The sequence below is a fragment of the Gordonia sp. X0973 genome, assembly GCF_013348785.1.
GTDB lineage: Bacteria > Actinomycetota > Actinomycetes > Mycobacteriales > Mycobacteriaceae > Gordonia.
In genome coordinates this window covers 292,465-305,118 of sequence record NZ_CP054691.1, presented here as the reverse complement: position 1 = coordinate 305,118, position 12,654 = coordinate 292,465, and the positions used below count along the sequence as shown (strand labels likewise).

The 12,654-nt window shown below is 69.3% G+C and carries 14 protein-coding genes and 1 pseudogene; 5 read left to right on the top strand and 10 right to left on the bottom strand.

Going from position 1 to position 12,654, the window contains the following annotated elements:
- Nucleotides 1-26: 26 nt before the first annotated feature.
- Both HUN08_RS01445 and leuA read left to right on the top strand, forming a co-directional pair.
- On the top strand, nt 27-1,445 hold the full coding sequence (locus HUN08_RS01445) for an MFS transporter (protein WP_124245896.1): 1,419 nt from the start codon (nt 27-29) through the stop codon (nt 1,443-1,445).
- 227 nt (nt 1,446-1,672) lie between these two features.
- On the top strand, nt 1,673-3,520 hold the full coding sequence (gene leuA / locus HUN08_RS01440) for a 2-isopropylmalate synthase (RefSeq protein WP_124245897.1): 1,848 nt from the start codon (nt 1,673-1,675) through the stop codon (nt 3,518-3,520).
- 16 nt (nt 3,521-3,536) lie between these two features.
- Here leuA and HUN08_RS01435 read toward each other — a convergent pair whose 3' ends face one another.
- From HUN08_RS01435 to HUN08_RS01430, 3 genes and pseudogenes are all read right to left on the bottom strand, one after another.
- Entirely contained in the window at nt 3,537-4,634 is a 1,098-nt protein-coding gene (locus HUN08_RS01435; RefSeq protein WP_367649946.1) for an MFS transporter, read from the bottom strand.
- 12 nt (nt 4,635-4,646) lie between these two features.
- Nucleotides 4,647-5,168: pseudogene (locus HUN08_RS18490) on the bottom strand (MFS transporter); the annotation flags it as partial.
- A 95-nt stretch (nt 5,169-5,263) separates the two neighbouring features.
- Nucleotides 5,264-6,337 carry an alpha/beta hydrolase gene (locus tag HUN08_RS01430; RefSeq protein WP_124245899.1) on the bottom strand — a complete coding sequence of 358 codons (1,074 nt, stop codon included), beginning with the start codon at nt 6,335-6,337 and terminating at the stop codon, nt 5,264-5,266.
- Nucleotides 6,338-6,402: 65 nt separating this feature from the next.
- Here HUN08_RS01430 and HUN08_RS01425 point away from each other — a divergent pair, with 65 nt between their 5' ends.
- Nucleotides 6,403-7,662: a MurT ligase domain-containing protein gene (locus tag HUN08_RS01425; protein WP_174900855.1), complete on the top strand. Its 1,260-nt coding sequence runs from the start codon at nt 6,403-6,405 to the stop codon at nt 7,660-7,662.
- A complete protein-coding gene (locus tag HUN08_RS01420; RefSeq protein WP_124245900.1) occupies nt 7,655-8,371 on the top strand; it encodes a type 1 glutamine amidotransferase in 717 nt (238 codons plus the stop codon). Before HUN08_RS01425 ends, HUN08_RS01420 begins: the two co-directional genes overlap by 8 nt.
- Before the next feature lie 12 nt (nt 8,372-8,383).
- Here HUN08_RS01420 and HUN08_RS01415 read toward each other — a convergent pair whose 3' ends face one another.
- Genes HUN08_RS01415 through HUN08_RS01395 form a run of 5 tightly spaced genes read right to left on the bottom strand, consistent with a single transcriptional unit; the run spans nt 8,384 to nt 10,909 of the window.
- The gene (locus HUN08_RS01415; RefSeq protein ID WP_124245901.1) at nt 8,384-8,938 is read right to left on the bottom strand and encodes a uridine kinase; all 555 of its coding nucleotides are present in this window, start codon (nt 8,936-8,938) and stop codon (nt 8,384-8,386) included.
- Nucleotides 8,925-9,536, bottom strand: a complete 612-nt coding sequence (gene recR, locus HUN08_RS01410) for a recombination mediator RecR (protein ID WP_124245902.1) — start codon at nt 9,534-9,536, stop codon at nt 8,925-8,927. The genes HUN08_RS01415 and recR overlap by 14 nt, the downstream gene beginning before the upstream one ends.
- A 6-nt stretch (nt 9,537-9,542) precedes the next feature.
- Nucleotides 9,543-9,974 carry a YbaB/EbfC family nucleoid-associated protein gene (locus HUN08_RS01405; RefSeq protein WP_124245903.1) on the bottom strand — a complete coding sequence of 144 codons (432 nt, stop codon included), beginning with the start codon at nt 9,972-9,974 and terminating at the stop codon, nt 9,543-9,545.
- Entirely contained in the window at nt 9,937-10,263 is a 327-nt protein-coding gene (locus tag HUN08_RS01400; protein WP_124245904.1) for a hypothetical protein, read from the bottom strand. Before HUN08_RS01400 ends, HUN08_RS01405 begins: the two co-directional genes overlap by 38 nt.
- 10 nt (nt 10,264-10,273) lie before the next feature.
- Complete coding sequence (locus HUN08_RS01395) at nt 10,274-10,909, bottom strand: vitamin K epoxide reductase family protein (RefSeq protein WP_301546835.1); 636 nt, start codon at nt 10,907-10,909, stop codon at nt 10,274-10,276.
- A gap of 79 nt (nt 10,910-10,988) precedes the next feature.
- Here HUN08_RS01395 and HUN08_RS01390 point away from each other — a divergent pair, with 79 nt between their 5' ends.
- The gene (locus tag HUN08_RS01390) at nt 10,989-11,336 is read left to right on the top strand and encodes a hypothetical protein (protein ID WP_124245906.1); all 348 of its coding nucleotides are present in this window, start codon (nt 10,989-10,991) and stop codon (nt 11,334-11,336) included.
- Here HUN08_RS01390 and HUN08_RS01385 read toward each other — a convergent pair.
- Together HUN08_RS01385 and HUN08_RS01380 are read right to left on the bottom strand one after the other, a co-directional pair.
- Nucleotides 11,293-12,156 (bottom strand): pseudouridine synthase, encoded by an 864-nt coding sequence (locus HUN08_RS01385; protein WP_301546834.1) that lies wholly within the window; start codon nt 12,154-12,156, stop codon nt 11,293-11,295. The genes HUN08_RS01390 and HUN08_RS01385 overlap by 44 nt on opposite strands.
- Before the next feature lie 41 nt (nt 12,157-12,197).
- Nucleotides 12,198-12,635 (bottom strand): SRPBCC family protein, encoded by a 438-nt coding sequence (locus HUN08_RS01380; RefSeq protein WP_124245907.1) that lies wholly within the window; start codon nt 12,633-12,635, stop codon nt 12,198-12,200.
- Nucleotides 12,636-12,654 lie beyond the last annotated feature (19 nt).

The window sequence follows — 12,654 nt, the reverse complement described above, 5'->3', positions numbered from 1 at the left end:
CTACCCACCTTGAGAGGAGCCCTCCCATGACCCTGACAACCACCTCAACCAACGACGCGCCGCCGCGCGGCGCGGGCCGCGCACGGTCCATCGCTCTCCTGTGCCTGCTCGCCGCCTCCTTCATGGAGCTCATGGACGGGACCGTGGTCAACGTCGCGTTGGAAACCATGCGCCGCGACTTGGGAATGAGCGCCGCCTCGCTGCAGTGGGTCGTCGCCGGGTACCCGCTGGCGTACGCCGCCGGCCTGATCCTCGGCGCGCGGCTGGGCGACCGGTTCGGCCGCCGCCGTCTGTTCGTCCTCGGTCTGATCGCCTTCGGCACGGCGTCGCTGGCCTGCGGGCTGGCCGGCGGCCCGGGTGAACTCGTCGCATTCCGACTGATCCAGGGCGCAGCCGCCGCCTTGATGGTCCCGCAGGTGCTGACCAGCATCCAGGTGCTCTACGCCCCCGCCGAGCGCGGCCGGGCGATGGGGATGTTCACCTCCGTCATCGGCCTCGCCGCCGTCACCGGCCCCGTCCTCGGCGCGGTCATCACCAGCGGCGACTGGTTCGGACTGTCCTGGCGCCCGGTGTTCCTGATCAACGTTCCACTCGCGGCAATCGCGGTCATCTGCGCCCTGCTGTTCATCCCGGAGAGCCGCAGTGAAAACCCCGCGCCCATCTCGCTCGGCTCGGCGACGTTGCTCGGCGGATCGTTGGGCTCGATCATGCTGCCGATCACCCTGGGCCCGGAGAACGGGTGGCCGACGTGGGGGTTCCTGCTGATCACGCTCGGCCTCGTGGGACTCGTCGCCTTCGCCCGCCAGCAGGTCGCTGCGGCGCGCTCCGGAATCGAACCGATGGTGCCGCCAGCCCTCTTCTCGACCCGCTCCTTCACCACCGGCGTCGCCACATTCGCCGCGCTGAGCATCCCGACCGGCGGCTTCTTCTTGGTCCAGTCGTTGCACGTCCAACTGGCACTGGGATGGTCGGTCCTGCACACCGGGCTGATGTGGATCCCGTTCTCGCTGGCCGTCCCGGTCAGCGCCGGATTGGCCGCCGCGGTTCTCGCCCCCCGCTTGGGCCGACGGGTCCTGCAGATCGGCGCGACCGTACTCATCGCCGGGATCGTCCTGATGTGGACTGCCGTATCGTCGGCCCATCCCGCCGTCTGGCTAACGGTGGCGCTGATCGTCGCCGGACTCGGCTTCGGCGCGATCGTCGGATCCGCGGGACTGCTCGTCCTCAATGACGTCCCGGTCCAACTCGCCGGCGCGGCCTCCGGGGTGTTCAACACCGTGCAGGCGACGTCGATCGCGGTGGGCGCCGGGATCATCGGCACCGTCTACAGCACGCTCGGGGCGAGCAGCGGACTGCACGCCGGCTACGGTGCCGCACTGGCGATCATGGTCGGCCTGCTCGCCGTGGGCATCGTCATCGCACGGGCCATGCCCCGCACCACCTAGGCCGCACCACCGGTTAGGGGCGCCGCCCGGCGACGGGCGGCGCCCCTCGTCGTCGGAATCCGCGGGATACGGCATTGTCTTTTGAACGGCCCTGCAGGTACCTTTGGAATCATGCAGCGCGCACTCCTCCTCGGTTGCCGCGGCGGGGTCTGATCGACCGGCCCTCCGTCGCGGGCCTTTCGACGCGCCGGTCATCTTCCACACCACCTCACGGAGATTGACCAACCATGACTTCTTCTGACGCTTTCACCGCCCGTCAGGGCACCCGCATCGTCGAGCCCTCGGGCCCCCGCTCCACCGGGCAACCCGCGTGGAATCCGCAGCGCGGCTCCGCGATGCCCGCGCACCGCTACCGATCCTTCGCCGACGAGGTGGAGAAGGTCGATCTGCCCGACCGCACCTGGCCCGACAACGTGGCCACGCGGGCACCCCTGTGGTGCGCGGTCGACCTGCGCGACGGCAACCAGGCCCTCATCGACCCGATGAGCCCGGCGCGCAAGCGCCGCATGTTCGACCTGCTGGTCCGCATGGGCTACAAGGAGATCGAGGTCGGCTTCCCGTCGGCGAGCCAGACCGACTTCGACTTCGTCCGCGAGATCATCGAGGACGACGTCATCCCCGACGACGTGACCATCCAGGTCCTGACGCAGTGTCGCGACGAGCTGATCGAGCGCACCTTCGAGGCCTGCGCCGGTGCGCCCCGCGTGATCGTGCACTTCTACAACTCCACGTCGGTGCTGCAGCGCCGCGTCGTGTTCCGCGCCGACAAGGACGAGATCACCGCGATCGCCACCCATGCCGCGCACAAGTGCCTGGAAGAGCAGGCCAAGTACCCGGACACGCAGTGGCGCTACGAGTATTCGCCGGAGTCCTACACGGGCACCGAACTCACCTACGCCAAGCACGTGTGCGACGCCGTCACCGAGATCATCGCGCCCACCCCGGACAACCCGATGATCATCAACCTGCCCGCCACCGTCGAGATGGCCACGCCCAACGTGTACGCCGACTCCATCGAGTGGATGAGCCGCAACCTGACGCGTCGCGACTCGATCATCCTGAGCCTGCACCCGCACAACGACCGCGGCGAGGCCGTGGCGGCAGCCGAACTGGGCTACCTGGCCGGCGCCGACCGCATCGAGGGCTGCCTGTTCGGCAACGGCGAGCGCACCGGCAACGTCTGCCTGGTCACCCTGGGCATGAATCTGTTCTCCCGCGGTATCGACCCGCAGATCTCCTTCTCCGACATCGACGAGATCCGGCGCACCGTCGAATACTGCAACCAGCTCAACGTGCCCGAGCGGCACCCCTACGGCGGCGACCTGGTCTACACCGCCTTCTCCGGCAGCCACCAGGACGCGATCAACAAGGGCCTGGACCAGATGAAGATCGACGCCGACGAGGCCGACTCCGACGTCGACGACATCCTCTGGCAGGTGCCTTACCTGCCGATCGATCCCAAGGACGTGGGTCGCACCTACGAGGCGGTCATCCGCGTCAACAGCCAATCCGGCAAGGGCGGCGTCACCTACATCATGAAGGCCGACCACGGCATGAACCTGCCGCGCCGCCTGCAGATCGAGTTCAGCCGCGAGATCCAGAAGCTGACCGACGGGGAGGGCGGCGAAGTCTCGCCCAAGGAGATGTGGGACGTCTTCGCGCAGGAGTACCTGAACCCGGTCCGCCCCCTCGAGCGGATGCGCCAGCGCGTGGACGCCTCGGAGGTCGACGGCGGCGAGGACGCGATCAGCGCGGTGGTGAAGGTCGACGGCGTCGAGAAGGAGATCGAGGGTCGCGGCAACGGCCCGCTGGCCGCTTTCGTCGACGCACTGTCGACCGTCGGATTCGACGTGCGGGTCCTCGACTATTCGGAGCATGCGCTGACCGCGGGCGACGACTCGAACGCGGTCTCCTACGTGGAGTGCGAGATCGACGGTGAGACCGTGTGGGGCGTCGGCATCGCCCCCTCGATCACGACCGCCAGCCTGCGCGCCGTGGTCTCCGCGGTGAACCGCGCCCATCGCGCCCCGGTCGCCCAGGACGGCGAGCAGGCCGAGCGGACCTGGGCCCCGTAGTCGCGATCGAAGGCGGCTACTCGTCGACCGGGGCCAGCCCGGCGAGTTCGTCCATCTCCTCCAACGTCTTCCCCTTCGTCTCGTAGACGAACTTGTAGACAAACCAGAACGACGCGAACGCGAAGGCCGTGTAGATCCCGTATGCCAGGCCCAGGGAGATGTCCTTCAGCGGCGGGAAGGAGACCGTGATGGCCCAGTTCGCCGCCCACTGGCCGGCCGCGGCCACCGAGAGCGCCGCCGCCCGGAACCGGTTGGGGAACATCTCGCCGAGCAGCACCCAGACCACCGGGCCCCAGCTGACGCCGAAGAAGATGACGAACAGGTTCGCGGCCACCAGCGCGATCGGACCGGTCGCTCCCTCCAATACCGGCTTGTCGTCGACGACCTTCGCCAGGGCGAAGCAGACGGCCATCGTGCCCAGGCTGACGAACATCCCGCTCGAGCCGATGAGCAGCAGCGGCCTACGGCCGATGCGGTCCACCAGCGAGATGGCGACGATGGTGACGAGCACGTTGACGATCGAGGTGAAGACGCTGATCTGGAACGACTGGCTCTCCTTGAAACCGACGGCCTGCCACAGGATGTTGGAGTAGTAGAAGATCACGTTGATGCCGACGGCCTGCTGGAAGACCGACAGCGCCAACCCGATCCAGACCACCGGGTACACGCCACCCTTACCCGGACGCCGCAGGTCGCTCCACTTGGGCTTGGTCTCCGATTTCAGCGAGTGCCGGATCCGGTCGATAGTGACCTCGAGGTTCTTCTCGCCGAGTAACTTCTCGAGGACCTTGCGCGCCTCCGGGATGCGGTGCTGGGAGATGAGGAAGCGCGGCGACTCCGGGATGGTGAACGTCAGCAGCCCGTACACCAGCGCCGGCACCGCCATCGCCAGGAACATCCACTGCCAGGCCTCGAGCGGGCCCAGTTGCAGCACCGCGTGCGGTTGGTATGCGGCGGCCTTGCCGCCGTGCTCGGCGAGGAAGGTGCGGACGTGCTCGGCCGTCGCGCCGAGACCCGGTCCCGGTATCCCCTTCTCGGTGGCGAGCCGGGTCGCCGCCGCGAGGTTGTCGGCATCGGTGCCGGCCTCCGACGCGTCGATGGTCCGCTGCGGCACCAGGGCCACGAACAGGTAGTCGACCAGCAGCGAGAGGAAGATGCCGAGCACGATCGCCAACTGCTGCAACGATCCGAGTCGGCCGCGAATCCGCGCCGGCGACGTCTCGGCGATGTAGGCCGGGGCGATCACCGACGCGACGCCGATGGCCACGCCGCCGACGATGCGGAAGAGCACCAGCACCCAGACGTCGGGCGAGAAGCCCGTGCCCAGGGCGCTGATCAGGAACAGCACCGCGGCCACCTGCATGACGCGGATGCGCCCCCAACGGTCGGCGAGCCGTCCCGCGGTCATCGCACCGGCCGCCGCGCCGAGGAGCGCCGAGGCGACCGCGAAACCCAGGGTGCCCGCGGCGATGCCGAAGCGGACTTGGACCGCATCGACCGCCCCGTTGATGACCGCGCTGTCGTAACCGAACAGCAGGCCGCCCAGCGCCGCGACTGACGCTATGCGGATCACACCGCTCGTCGACCCGCCCTCGTCGTCCTCGTCGAAAATCGACTCCGCATTCAGAGCCGGTCCACCCTCGCTCATCGCTGTGCCCTCTCGCGCGCTCGATCAGCCGTCGCGGCCGTCGCCGGTAGCCAACCCTAAGACGACGACGAGAACCCGCGGTACGAAATGACCGATCAGGCCAATGCCTGCGCGACCGCCGCGGCAGCACGGCGTGCCGACTCGCGCGCCACCGGCGACAACGCGGTCAGCCCGAAGAATCCGTGGATCATCGGGCCGACCCGGTCGACCGTGACCGGCACCCCGGAGGCCCGGAGGGCGTCGGCATAGGCCAACCCCTCGTCGCGCAGCGGGTCGAACCCGGCGACGACGATATGCGCCGGCGGCAACCCGGACAGATCCGGCGCCCGCAACGGCGAGGCCAACGGGTCTTTCCGCTGTGCCTCGTCGGGCACATAGCTGTCGACGAACCAGTCCATGTGCCTGCGGGTCAGGAAGCGACCGGTCGCGAACTCGTCATACGACGGGGTGTGCCCGGCGAGGTCGACCGCCGGATAGATCAGCAGCTGATAGGCCGGCACGACCGGTGATTCGCCTCGCTCGCCGGTACGCGTCTGCTGGGCGACGACGGCGGCCAGGTTGCCACCCGCACTGTCGCCGGCGACTGCGATCTTGTGCACGTCCAGCCCCCACTGCGCCGCGTGGTCGACGGCGTAGTGCCAGGCGGCCAGCGCGTCGTCGACGGCCGCGGGGAAGGGGTTCTCCGGCGCCAACCGGTATTCGACGCTGAGCACGTCGACACCGGCGTCGACGGCGAGGTTACGCGCCATCGAGTCGTGGCTGGCCCGGCTGCCGATCGTCCACCCGCCGCCGTGGAAGAGCACGACGAGACCGCGCGACTCCCGGGTGGCCCGGTACCGCGTCGCCGGGATCTGCCCGCCCGGACCGTCGATGACCAGATCCTCGTCGACCTCGAACGGCGGGAAGGCCGGCGCGGTCATCGCCGTCGCCATGTCGAGCTTGCGCCGGGCCACGGCCGGATCCTCGTCGTACATGTCCAGCGCCGGAACGGTGGCGGCGGCCAACCCGACCACGGCCACCAGCGGATCGATGCGGTCCCCGGCGGAGTTCTTGGTCCCGATCCGGCGCAGCGGGGCGGTGACCGGTGCCGGGATCTTCCCGACTCCGCGCAACAGTGCGCGCTGTGCGCGGACGGCGAGGGGCAACGGCGGATTCGTGGATTGGCTCACAGTTGCATGACCCTACCCAGGAGCACACGGGTTCCGCTGCGCGCCGATATGGGAAACTCGATCGCATGTCGCACGAGCAGGGCCGATTGCCCGCCCGCACCCGCTTGGCGCTCGCCGCCGCCGCGTCGGCCCGCTGGGCGTCGCGCGCGGCCGGGCGCGGCAAGGGTTCGATGATCGGCGGGTTGGTCGCCGCCAAGGTCGACCCGTCGATCATGTCGCGGCTCGGCGTCGGTCGGCGCACCGCGCTGGTCACCGGCACCAACGGGAAGTCGACGACGACGCGCATGCTGGCCGCGGCGCTGGCCGACGTGGCGCCCGTCGCCACGCAGGCCGACGGCGCGAACATGGACGCCGGGATCATCGCGACCCTGTCGCTGACCCGGGGCAAGCCGCTCGCCGCACTCGAGGTCGACGAGCTGCACGTCCCGCACGTGTCCGACGCGCTGAACCCCCAAGCGCTCATCCTGCTGAACCTCTCGCGCGACCAACTCGACCGCGTCGGCGAGATCAACATCATCGAGCGGCGACTGCGCGAGGGCATCGCGCGGCACCCAGAGATGACGGTCATCGCCAACTGCGACGACGTGCTGGTCACCTCGGCCGCCTTCGACGCGCCCAACGTCGTGTGGGTCGCCGCGGGGGCCAGCTGGGTCGGCGACTCGGTGAGCTGTCCGCGCACCGGTGAGCCGATCATCCGATCCGCCGACGGACAGTGGCGCTCCACCGGCGACGAGAGGTTCGCCCGGCCGACGCCGGACTGGTGGTTCGACGAGGAGAACGTCTACGGCCCGGACGGGTTCAGCGCTCCCCTGGCCCCCGCGGTCCCCGGGCGGGCGAACCGCGGCAACGCGACCCAGGCGATCGCCGCGGCGGTGGCGATGGGCGCCGACCCGGCGAAGGCCGCCAACGCCGTCGGGACGGTCGGCGAGATCGCCGGGCGTTACGGCGTGACCACCGTCGGCGAGCACGCGGTGCGGACGCTGCTGGCGAAGAACCCGGCCGGCTGGCAGGAGGCGCTGTCGATGATCGACCAGGACGCCCCCGGCCTGGTCATCGCGGTCAACGGACAGGTCCCCGACGGCGAGGACCTCTCCTGGCTGTGGGATGTGCGCTTCGAGGCCTTCGAATCGATGCAGGTCATCGCGTCCGGTGAGCGCAGCGCCGACCTCGGGGTGCGGCTGCTGTACGCCGGCGTGAAGCACACGACGATCCCCGATCCGATGGCCGCTATCGCCGCCTGCCCGCCTGGGCGGGTCGAGGTGCTGGCGAACTACACCGCCTTCCGCGACCTCGGGACGGCATTGGAGCGGAGGCGAAATGAGTGAATCGGTATTGCGTATCGGCCTGGTGCTCCCCGACGTGATGGGGACCTACGGCGACGGCGGCAACGCGCTGATCCTGCGCCAGCGCGCCCGGATGTGCGGGATCGAGGCGGAGATCGTCGAGATCACCCTCGACGACGACGTGCCCGACTCGCTGGACGTCTACACCCTCGGCGGCGCCGAGGACTTCGCCCAGCGCCTGGCCACCCGGCACCTGACCGAGCACCCGGGGATGCAGCGCGCCGCTCAGGCGGGCCGCCCGGTCCTGGCGATCTGCGCGGCCATCCAGGTGCTCGGCCACTGGTATGAGACCGCGGCCGGGGAGAAGGTCGACGGCATCGGCATGTTCGACCTGACCACCTCCCCCGGTCCGGCGCGCGCCATCGGCGAACTCGTCACCGATCCGCTGGTGGCCGGCCTGTCGCAGCCACTGTCCGGCTTCGAGAACCATCGCGGGATCACCGTGCTCGGCTCGGATGCGCAACCCCTCGCCAAGGTGCGCCACGGGGTGGGGAACGGAACGCCGGAAAAGGTGGAGGGCATCGTCCAGGGCAGCGTGATCGGCACCTATATGCACGGCCCGCTGCTGGCCCGCAATCCGGAGTTGGCCGACCACCTACTGAAACGGGCGCTCGGCGTCGAAGAATTGGCCCCGCTGAACCTGCCCGAGGTCGACCAGCTCCGCAAGGAACGGTTGGCCGCCGCGCGCTGACTCCCGTCCCAGCTAGCCGGATTCACAGCGCTCGCGGGTCTGGTCCACCGCGAACCAACCTTCCTCGAACCGCTGCCACGCGACGAGATGCCCTCGCGCATGCTCGCCCTCGCGCGCGACGGCGGCCTCCAACCGCTGCTCAGGCGTCCCACCGTCCAGCCATAGCGCGCGGGTCAGGATCGGCGCGATCGAGCGCCGCGCCGACGACACGCCCTCAAGGACCAGCACCGGCTGCCAAGCGCGCAAAATCTCGGCTCCCGGCACGGCACGGTCCCCGGTCCAGACTCGCGGTCGGTAGCGCAGCGGCTCCCCCGCGAGGAACGGCCGGAGCACCCCGTCGACCATCTCCGGCCACCAGGCCACCGGGTCATCCCACGTCGCGAACTCGTCGGTGCTGACCAGCACCGCACCACGACCCGCGTCGGCGAAGGCGGCCATCAGACTCGCGGCGAAAGTGGACTTTCCCGATCCCGACGGTCCGTCGACGGCGATGATGCCCGACTCGACGGTCGCGACCAGGTCGGCGACGAGCGCATGTCGAGCCGCGTCAGACTCAGGCCAGCGCACGCCGCCCCGATAGCGCACGGCCCAGGGTCAGTTCGTCGGCGAATTCGAGGTCGCCGCCCATCGGCAGACCGGAAGCCAGCCGGGTGACCTCGAGTCCGGGGAAGTCGCGGAGCATCCGCAGCAGGTAGGTGGCGGTGGCCTCGCCCTCGGTGTTCGGATCGGTCGCGACGATCACCTCGGTCACATCGATACCGTCTTCCTGGTTGCCCAGGCGTCGCAGCAGCTCACGGATCCGCAGCTGATCCGGGCCGATTCCCGACAACGGGTCGAGCGCCCCGCCGAGCACGTGATAGCGACCGGAGAACTCCTTGGTCCGCTCGATCGCGTTGACGTCCTTGGGTTCCTCGACGACGCAGATCTTCGTCGCATCGCGCCGTGCGTCGGAGCAGATCCGGCACTTGGTGTTCGCCGAGACGTTGCCGCATTCGGAGCAGAAGGTCACGTCGTCGCGGACCCGGCCGAGCGCCCCGATGAGCCGGTCGATGTCGCCGCGCTCACCGGCGAGGAGGCTGAACGCGATGCGCTGGGCACCCTTCGGACCGAGCCCCGGCTGCTTGGCCAGCTCGTCGATCAGATCCTGGATCGGTCCCTCGTACATGACGGATCAGTGCAGGCCGGGCAGCGAACCGCCCAGACCGCCCGCGAGCGGGCCCATCTTCTCGGCCGACAGCGCGTCGCGCCGGGAATCCAGGTCGGCCAACGCCCCGATGATCAGGTCCTGCAGGGTTTCGACGTCGGCGGGGTCGACGACCTTCGGATCGATGGTGATGCCGGTGATCCCACCGGCCCCCGTGCCGGTGACGGTGACCAGGCCGTTGCCCGCCGATCCGGTCAGGCTGGTCTGTGCGATCTCCTGCTGGGCGCTCATCAGCTGTTCCTGCATCTGCTGCGCCTGGGCGAGCAGACCGGACAGCGCGTTCTCGTCGCCACCGCCGAAGAGGCCGCCCAAGTCTGGTGTTTGCGTCACGGCGTCCAGCGTAGTCGTCGGGTGCCCGATCTCAGCGCAGGAGCCGGTCCAGGTGGGCGGCGAGTTCATCGACGGTCATCTCCGTCGGCACGACCTCGAAGGACAGCACGTCGTCGCCGAACAGGCGCGCGGCGCGGGGCACCACCTCGAACTCGAACCGGTCGTCGACCCGACGCCACTGCTTCACCGCGCCGTACACGGGCGCGCTGGCGCCGGTGGTCAGGCAATACTCGTCGGCCCGCGGCCCGCCGACGAGGTCGCGCTGGATCTGGAAACAGGCGTCGCTCTCGTCGTCGAGGAACACGATCGCCTCGCAGCCCAGGTCCGGGTGACGCTCGTAGGACGCGTGGATGCTCACCCGCGCCAGTTTAGAAGAACAGGGTCCAGAACTGGTCGAGGATGATGCCCGCGACGATCATGTAGGCAACGATCACGATCAGCGGGACGAATCCCGCGACGGCGCGCAGGCGCGGGGAGGGCTCGGCCCGGCTCGCGATGATGTTCCGCACGGTGACGACGACGAACATGGCGATGGTCACGGCCCACACGATCATGCAGTACAGGCAGAGCTTGCGGATGTCGTAGACGCTGGAATAGATCAGCCAGAACACGAAGGCCAGGGCGAGGGTGACCCCCAGCTGCAGGATCGCCCAGTACCAGTTGGCGTAGCGCGCGCCGGCGAAGATGCCGACGCCCGCGGTGACCACCATCGCGAAGGCGGCCAGGCCGATCAACGGGTTCGGGAAGCCGAAGAGTCCGGCCTGCCACGAGGTCATCACCGTGCCGCAATTCAGCACCTGACCGATCGTGCAGGAGGGGACGTAGTTCGGATCGGCCAGGATCTTCAACTTGTCCAGGGTGATGATGAACGCCGCGCCGAAGCCGATCACGCCGCCGATCACCAGCACCCAGGCGGTGATGCGATTCCAGCGTTCGCGGTAGTAGACGCCGATCGCGCCCGGCTCGACCGTCGGCTCCGCGGTCTCGATCTCCTGCTCACTCACCCCGCCGAGCCTACCGGGCGGATCTGCGGTCGGACGAAGAGACGTTTGTCCCCGAGTCAAGCGGAGTAGTTTGCGGAGCATGTACCTTGAGCAGTTCGTCGCAGACGGGTATCTCGACGCCGACGGAGCCGATGCCCTGTCCTGGGTGACGGCACAGCACGCTTCCCGCATCTACCTGACCGTCGGTGAGCGACGCCTGCTCGCCCACAACCTCCCCGTCTGTTGGCGCGACCTGCGCGTCGCACCGGGGACACCGATCTCGGTGGAGGTGAGCAGTGGAAACCGAAACCTCGACGACGAACAACGCGCCATCGCGGCCTTTGCCGACCGGTTCCGTGAAGTCCTCACCCCGCCCCGTCCGCGGCGCACGCGGTTCGGTTTTCTCAGCGACGCCGGTGCGAGACGAAGCGGCGGCGCTCCCCGGTGATCGGGTCGACGAATTCGAGGCTGGTCGCGACGAGCTGCAGCGGTCGGGAGAAGTCGCCGAGATCGGGAAGTTCCGCCAGGTCGGGCCGGACGTCGGGGTAGAGCGGGTCATGCTCGATCGGCACACCCAGTCCGGCCATGTGGACCCGCAGCTGATGGGTTCGCCCGGTGTGCGGCATAAGCGTGAATCCGTCGTCGACGGGGGTGATGGTGCTGATCGCGTTGACCGGGCCGGGCACGACGGCAGCGCGCAGATCGCCGGCCCGCTTCTCGATGCGGTTGGCCACCCGGACCCCGGCCGCGGGCAACGTTGTCTCCGCGGCACTCGCCGCCCAGTAGGTCTTCGTCACACTGCGACTGGCGAACATCTCCTGATAGGCGGCGCGGACCTGCGGGCGCCTGGTGAACATGACGACGCCGGCGGTCAGCCGGTCCAGCCGGTGCGCGGGGGCGATCTCGTCGTCGTCGAACTGCCTGCGCAGCCGGACCAGAGCTGTTTCCACGACGTGGCGTCCGCGCGGCATCGTCGCGAGGAAATGCGGCTTGTCGACGACGACGAGGTCGTCGTCGACGTGAAGGATCTCCAGGTCGAACGGGATGGGTACCTCGCGCGGCAGGTCGCGGTAGAAGAACACCGCAGCGTTGCGCCGCGACGGTGCGTCGAGTCGGACCGGCAGGCCGTCGAGGTCGACGATCTCGCCCGCGTCGGCGCGCGACGCGAGTCCCGGCGCCCCAACCTCGGCGCCGACCGGTGACGCGAGCAACGCCTCGCCCACGGTCAGATCACCGTCGGCGCGCAGCACCACCCGCGTCGCGTCCACCCCCGCGCGCGGCGGGAGCGGACTGCGGCGGCGCCGGCGGCTCAGCTCTCCAGCCGCGTCTTGAGGTTGCCCAGCAGCTCGGCCTGGATGCGACCGAGCCCCTTCGGTGCGAAGGTCTTCTCGAAGAAGCCGCCGATGCCGCCGGCACCCTGCCAGGTCGTCGTGGTGGTGACTGTCGACCCGCTGCCGCTGGGCGCGACGGTGTAGGTGGTCACCATCGAGGAGTTGGCGTCGGTCTCGGTGATCGTCGAATCCGCGACGGCGACGGTCGCCTTCACGTCGCGCTGACGCTTCTCGGTGGCCTGCAGGATCCAGTGCACCTGCGTGCCGTTGCCCTCGCCGCCGGAGAGCACCGAGTAGTCGCGGTAGTTCGCCGGGAGAATCGCCGGGCGGGTCGTCGTGTAGTCCGACAACGCTGCCAGCACCGCGTCGGGTGTCGCATTGATCTGAACGGTCTGGGTGGCGGTTACCTGCGCCATTGGTACTCCTCGCATCGAT

Excerpts from the sequence above, each read along its gene's own strand:
- HUN08_RS01445 (WP_124245896.1), top strand. The coding sequence starts at position 27 with ATGACCCTGACAACCACCTCAACCAACGACGCGCCGCCGCGCGGCGCG.
- leuA (WP_124245897.1), top strand. The coding sequence starts at position 1,673 with ATGACTTCTTCTGACGCTTTCACCGCCCGTCAGGGCACCCGCATCGTC.
- HUN08_RS01425 (WP_174900855.1), top strand. The coding sequence starts at position 6,403 with ATGTCGCACGAGCAGGGCCGATTGCCCGCCCGCACCCGCTTGGCGCTC.
- HUN08_RS01420 (WP_124245900.1), top strand. The coding sequence starts at position 7,655 with ATGAGTGAATCGGTATTGCGTATCGGCCTGGTGCTCCCCGACGTGATG.
- recR (WP_124245902.1), bottom strand. The coding sequence starts at position 9,536 with ATGTACGAGGGACCGATCCAGGATCTGATCGACGAGCTGGCCAAGCAG.
- HUN08_RS01405 (WP_124245903.1), bottom strand. The coding sequence starts at position 9,974 with ATGAACTCGCCGCCCACCTGGACCGGCTCCTGCGCTGAGATCGGGCAC.
- HUN08_RS01390 (WP_124245906.1), top strand. The coding sequence starts at position 10,989 with ATGTACCTTGAGCAGTTCGTCGCAGACGGGTATCTCGACGCCGACGGA.
- HUN08_RS01380 (WP_124245907.1), bottom strand. The coding sequence starts at position 12,635 with ATGGCGCAGGTAACCGCCACCCAGACCGTTCAGATCAATGCGACACCC.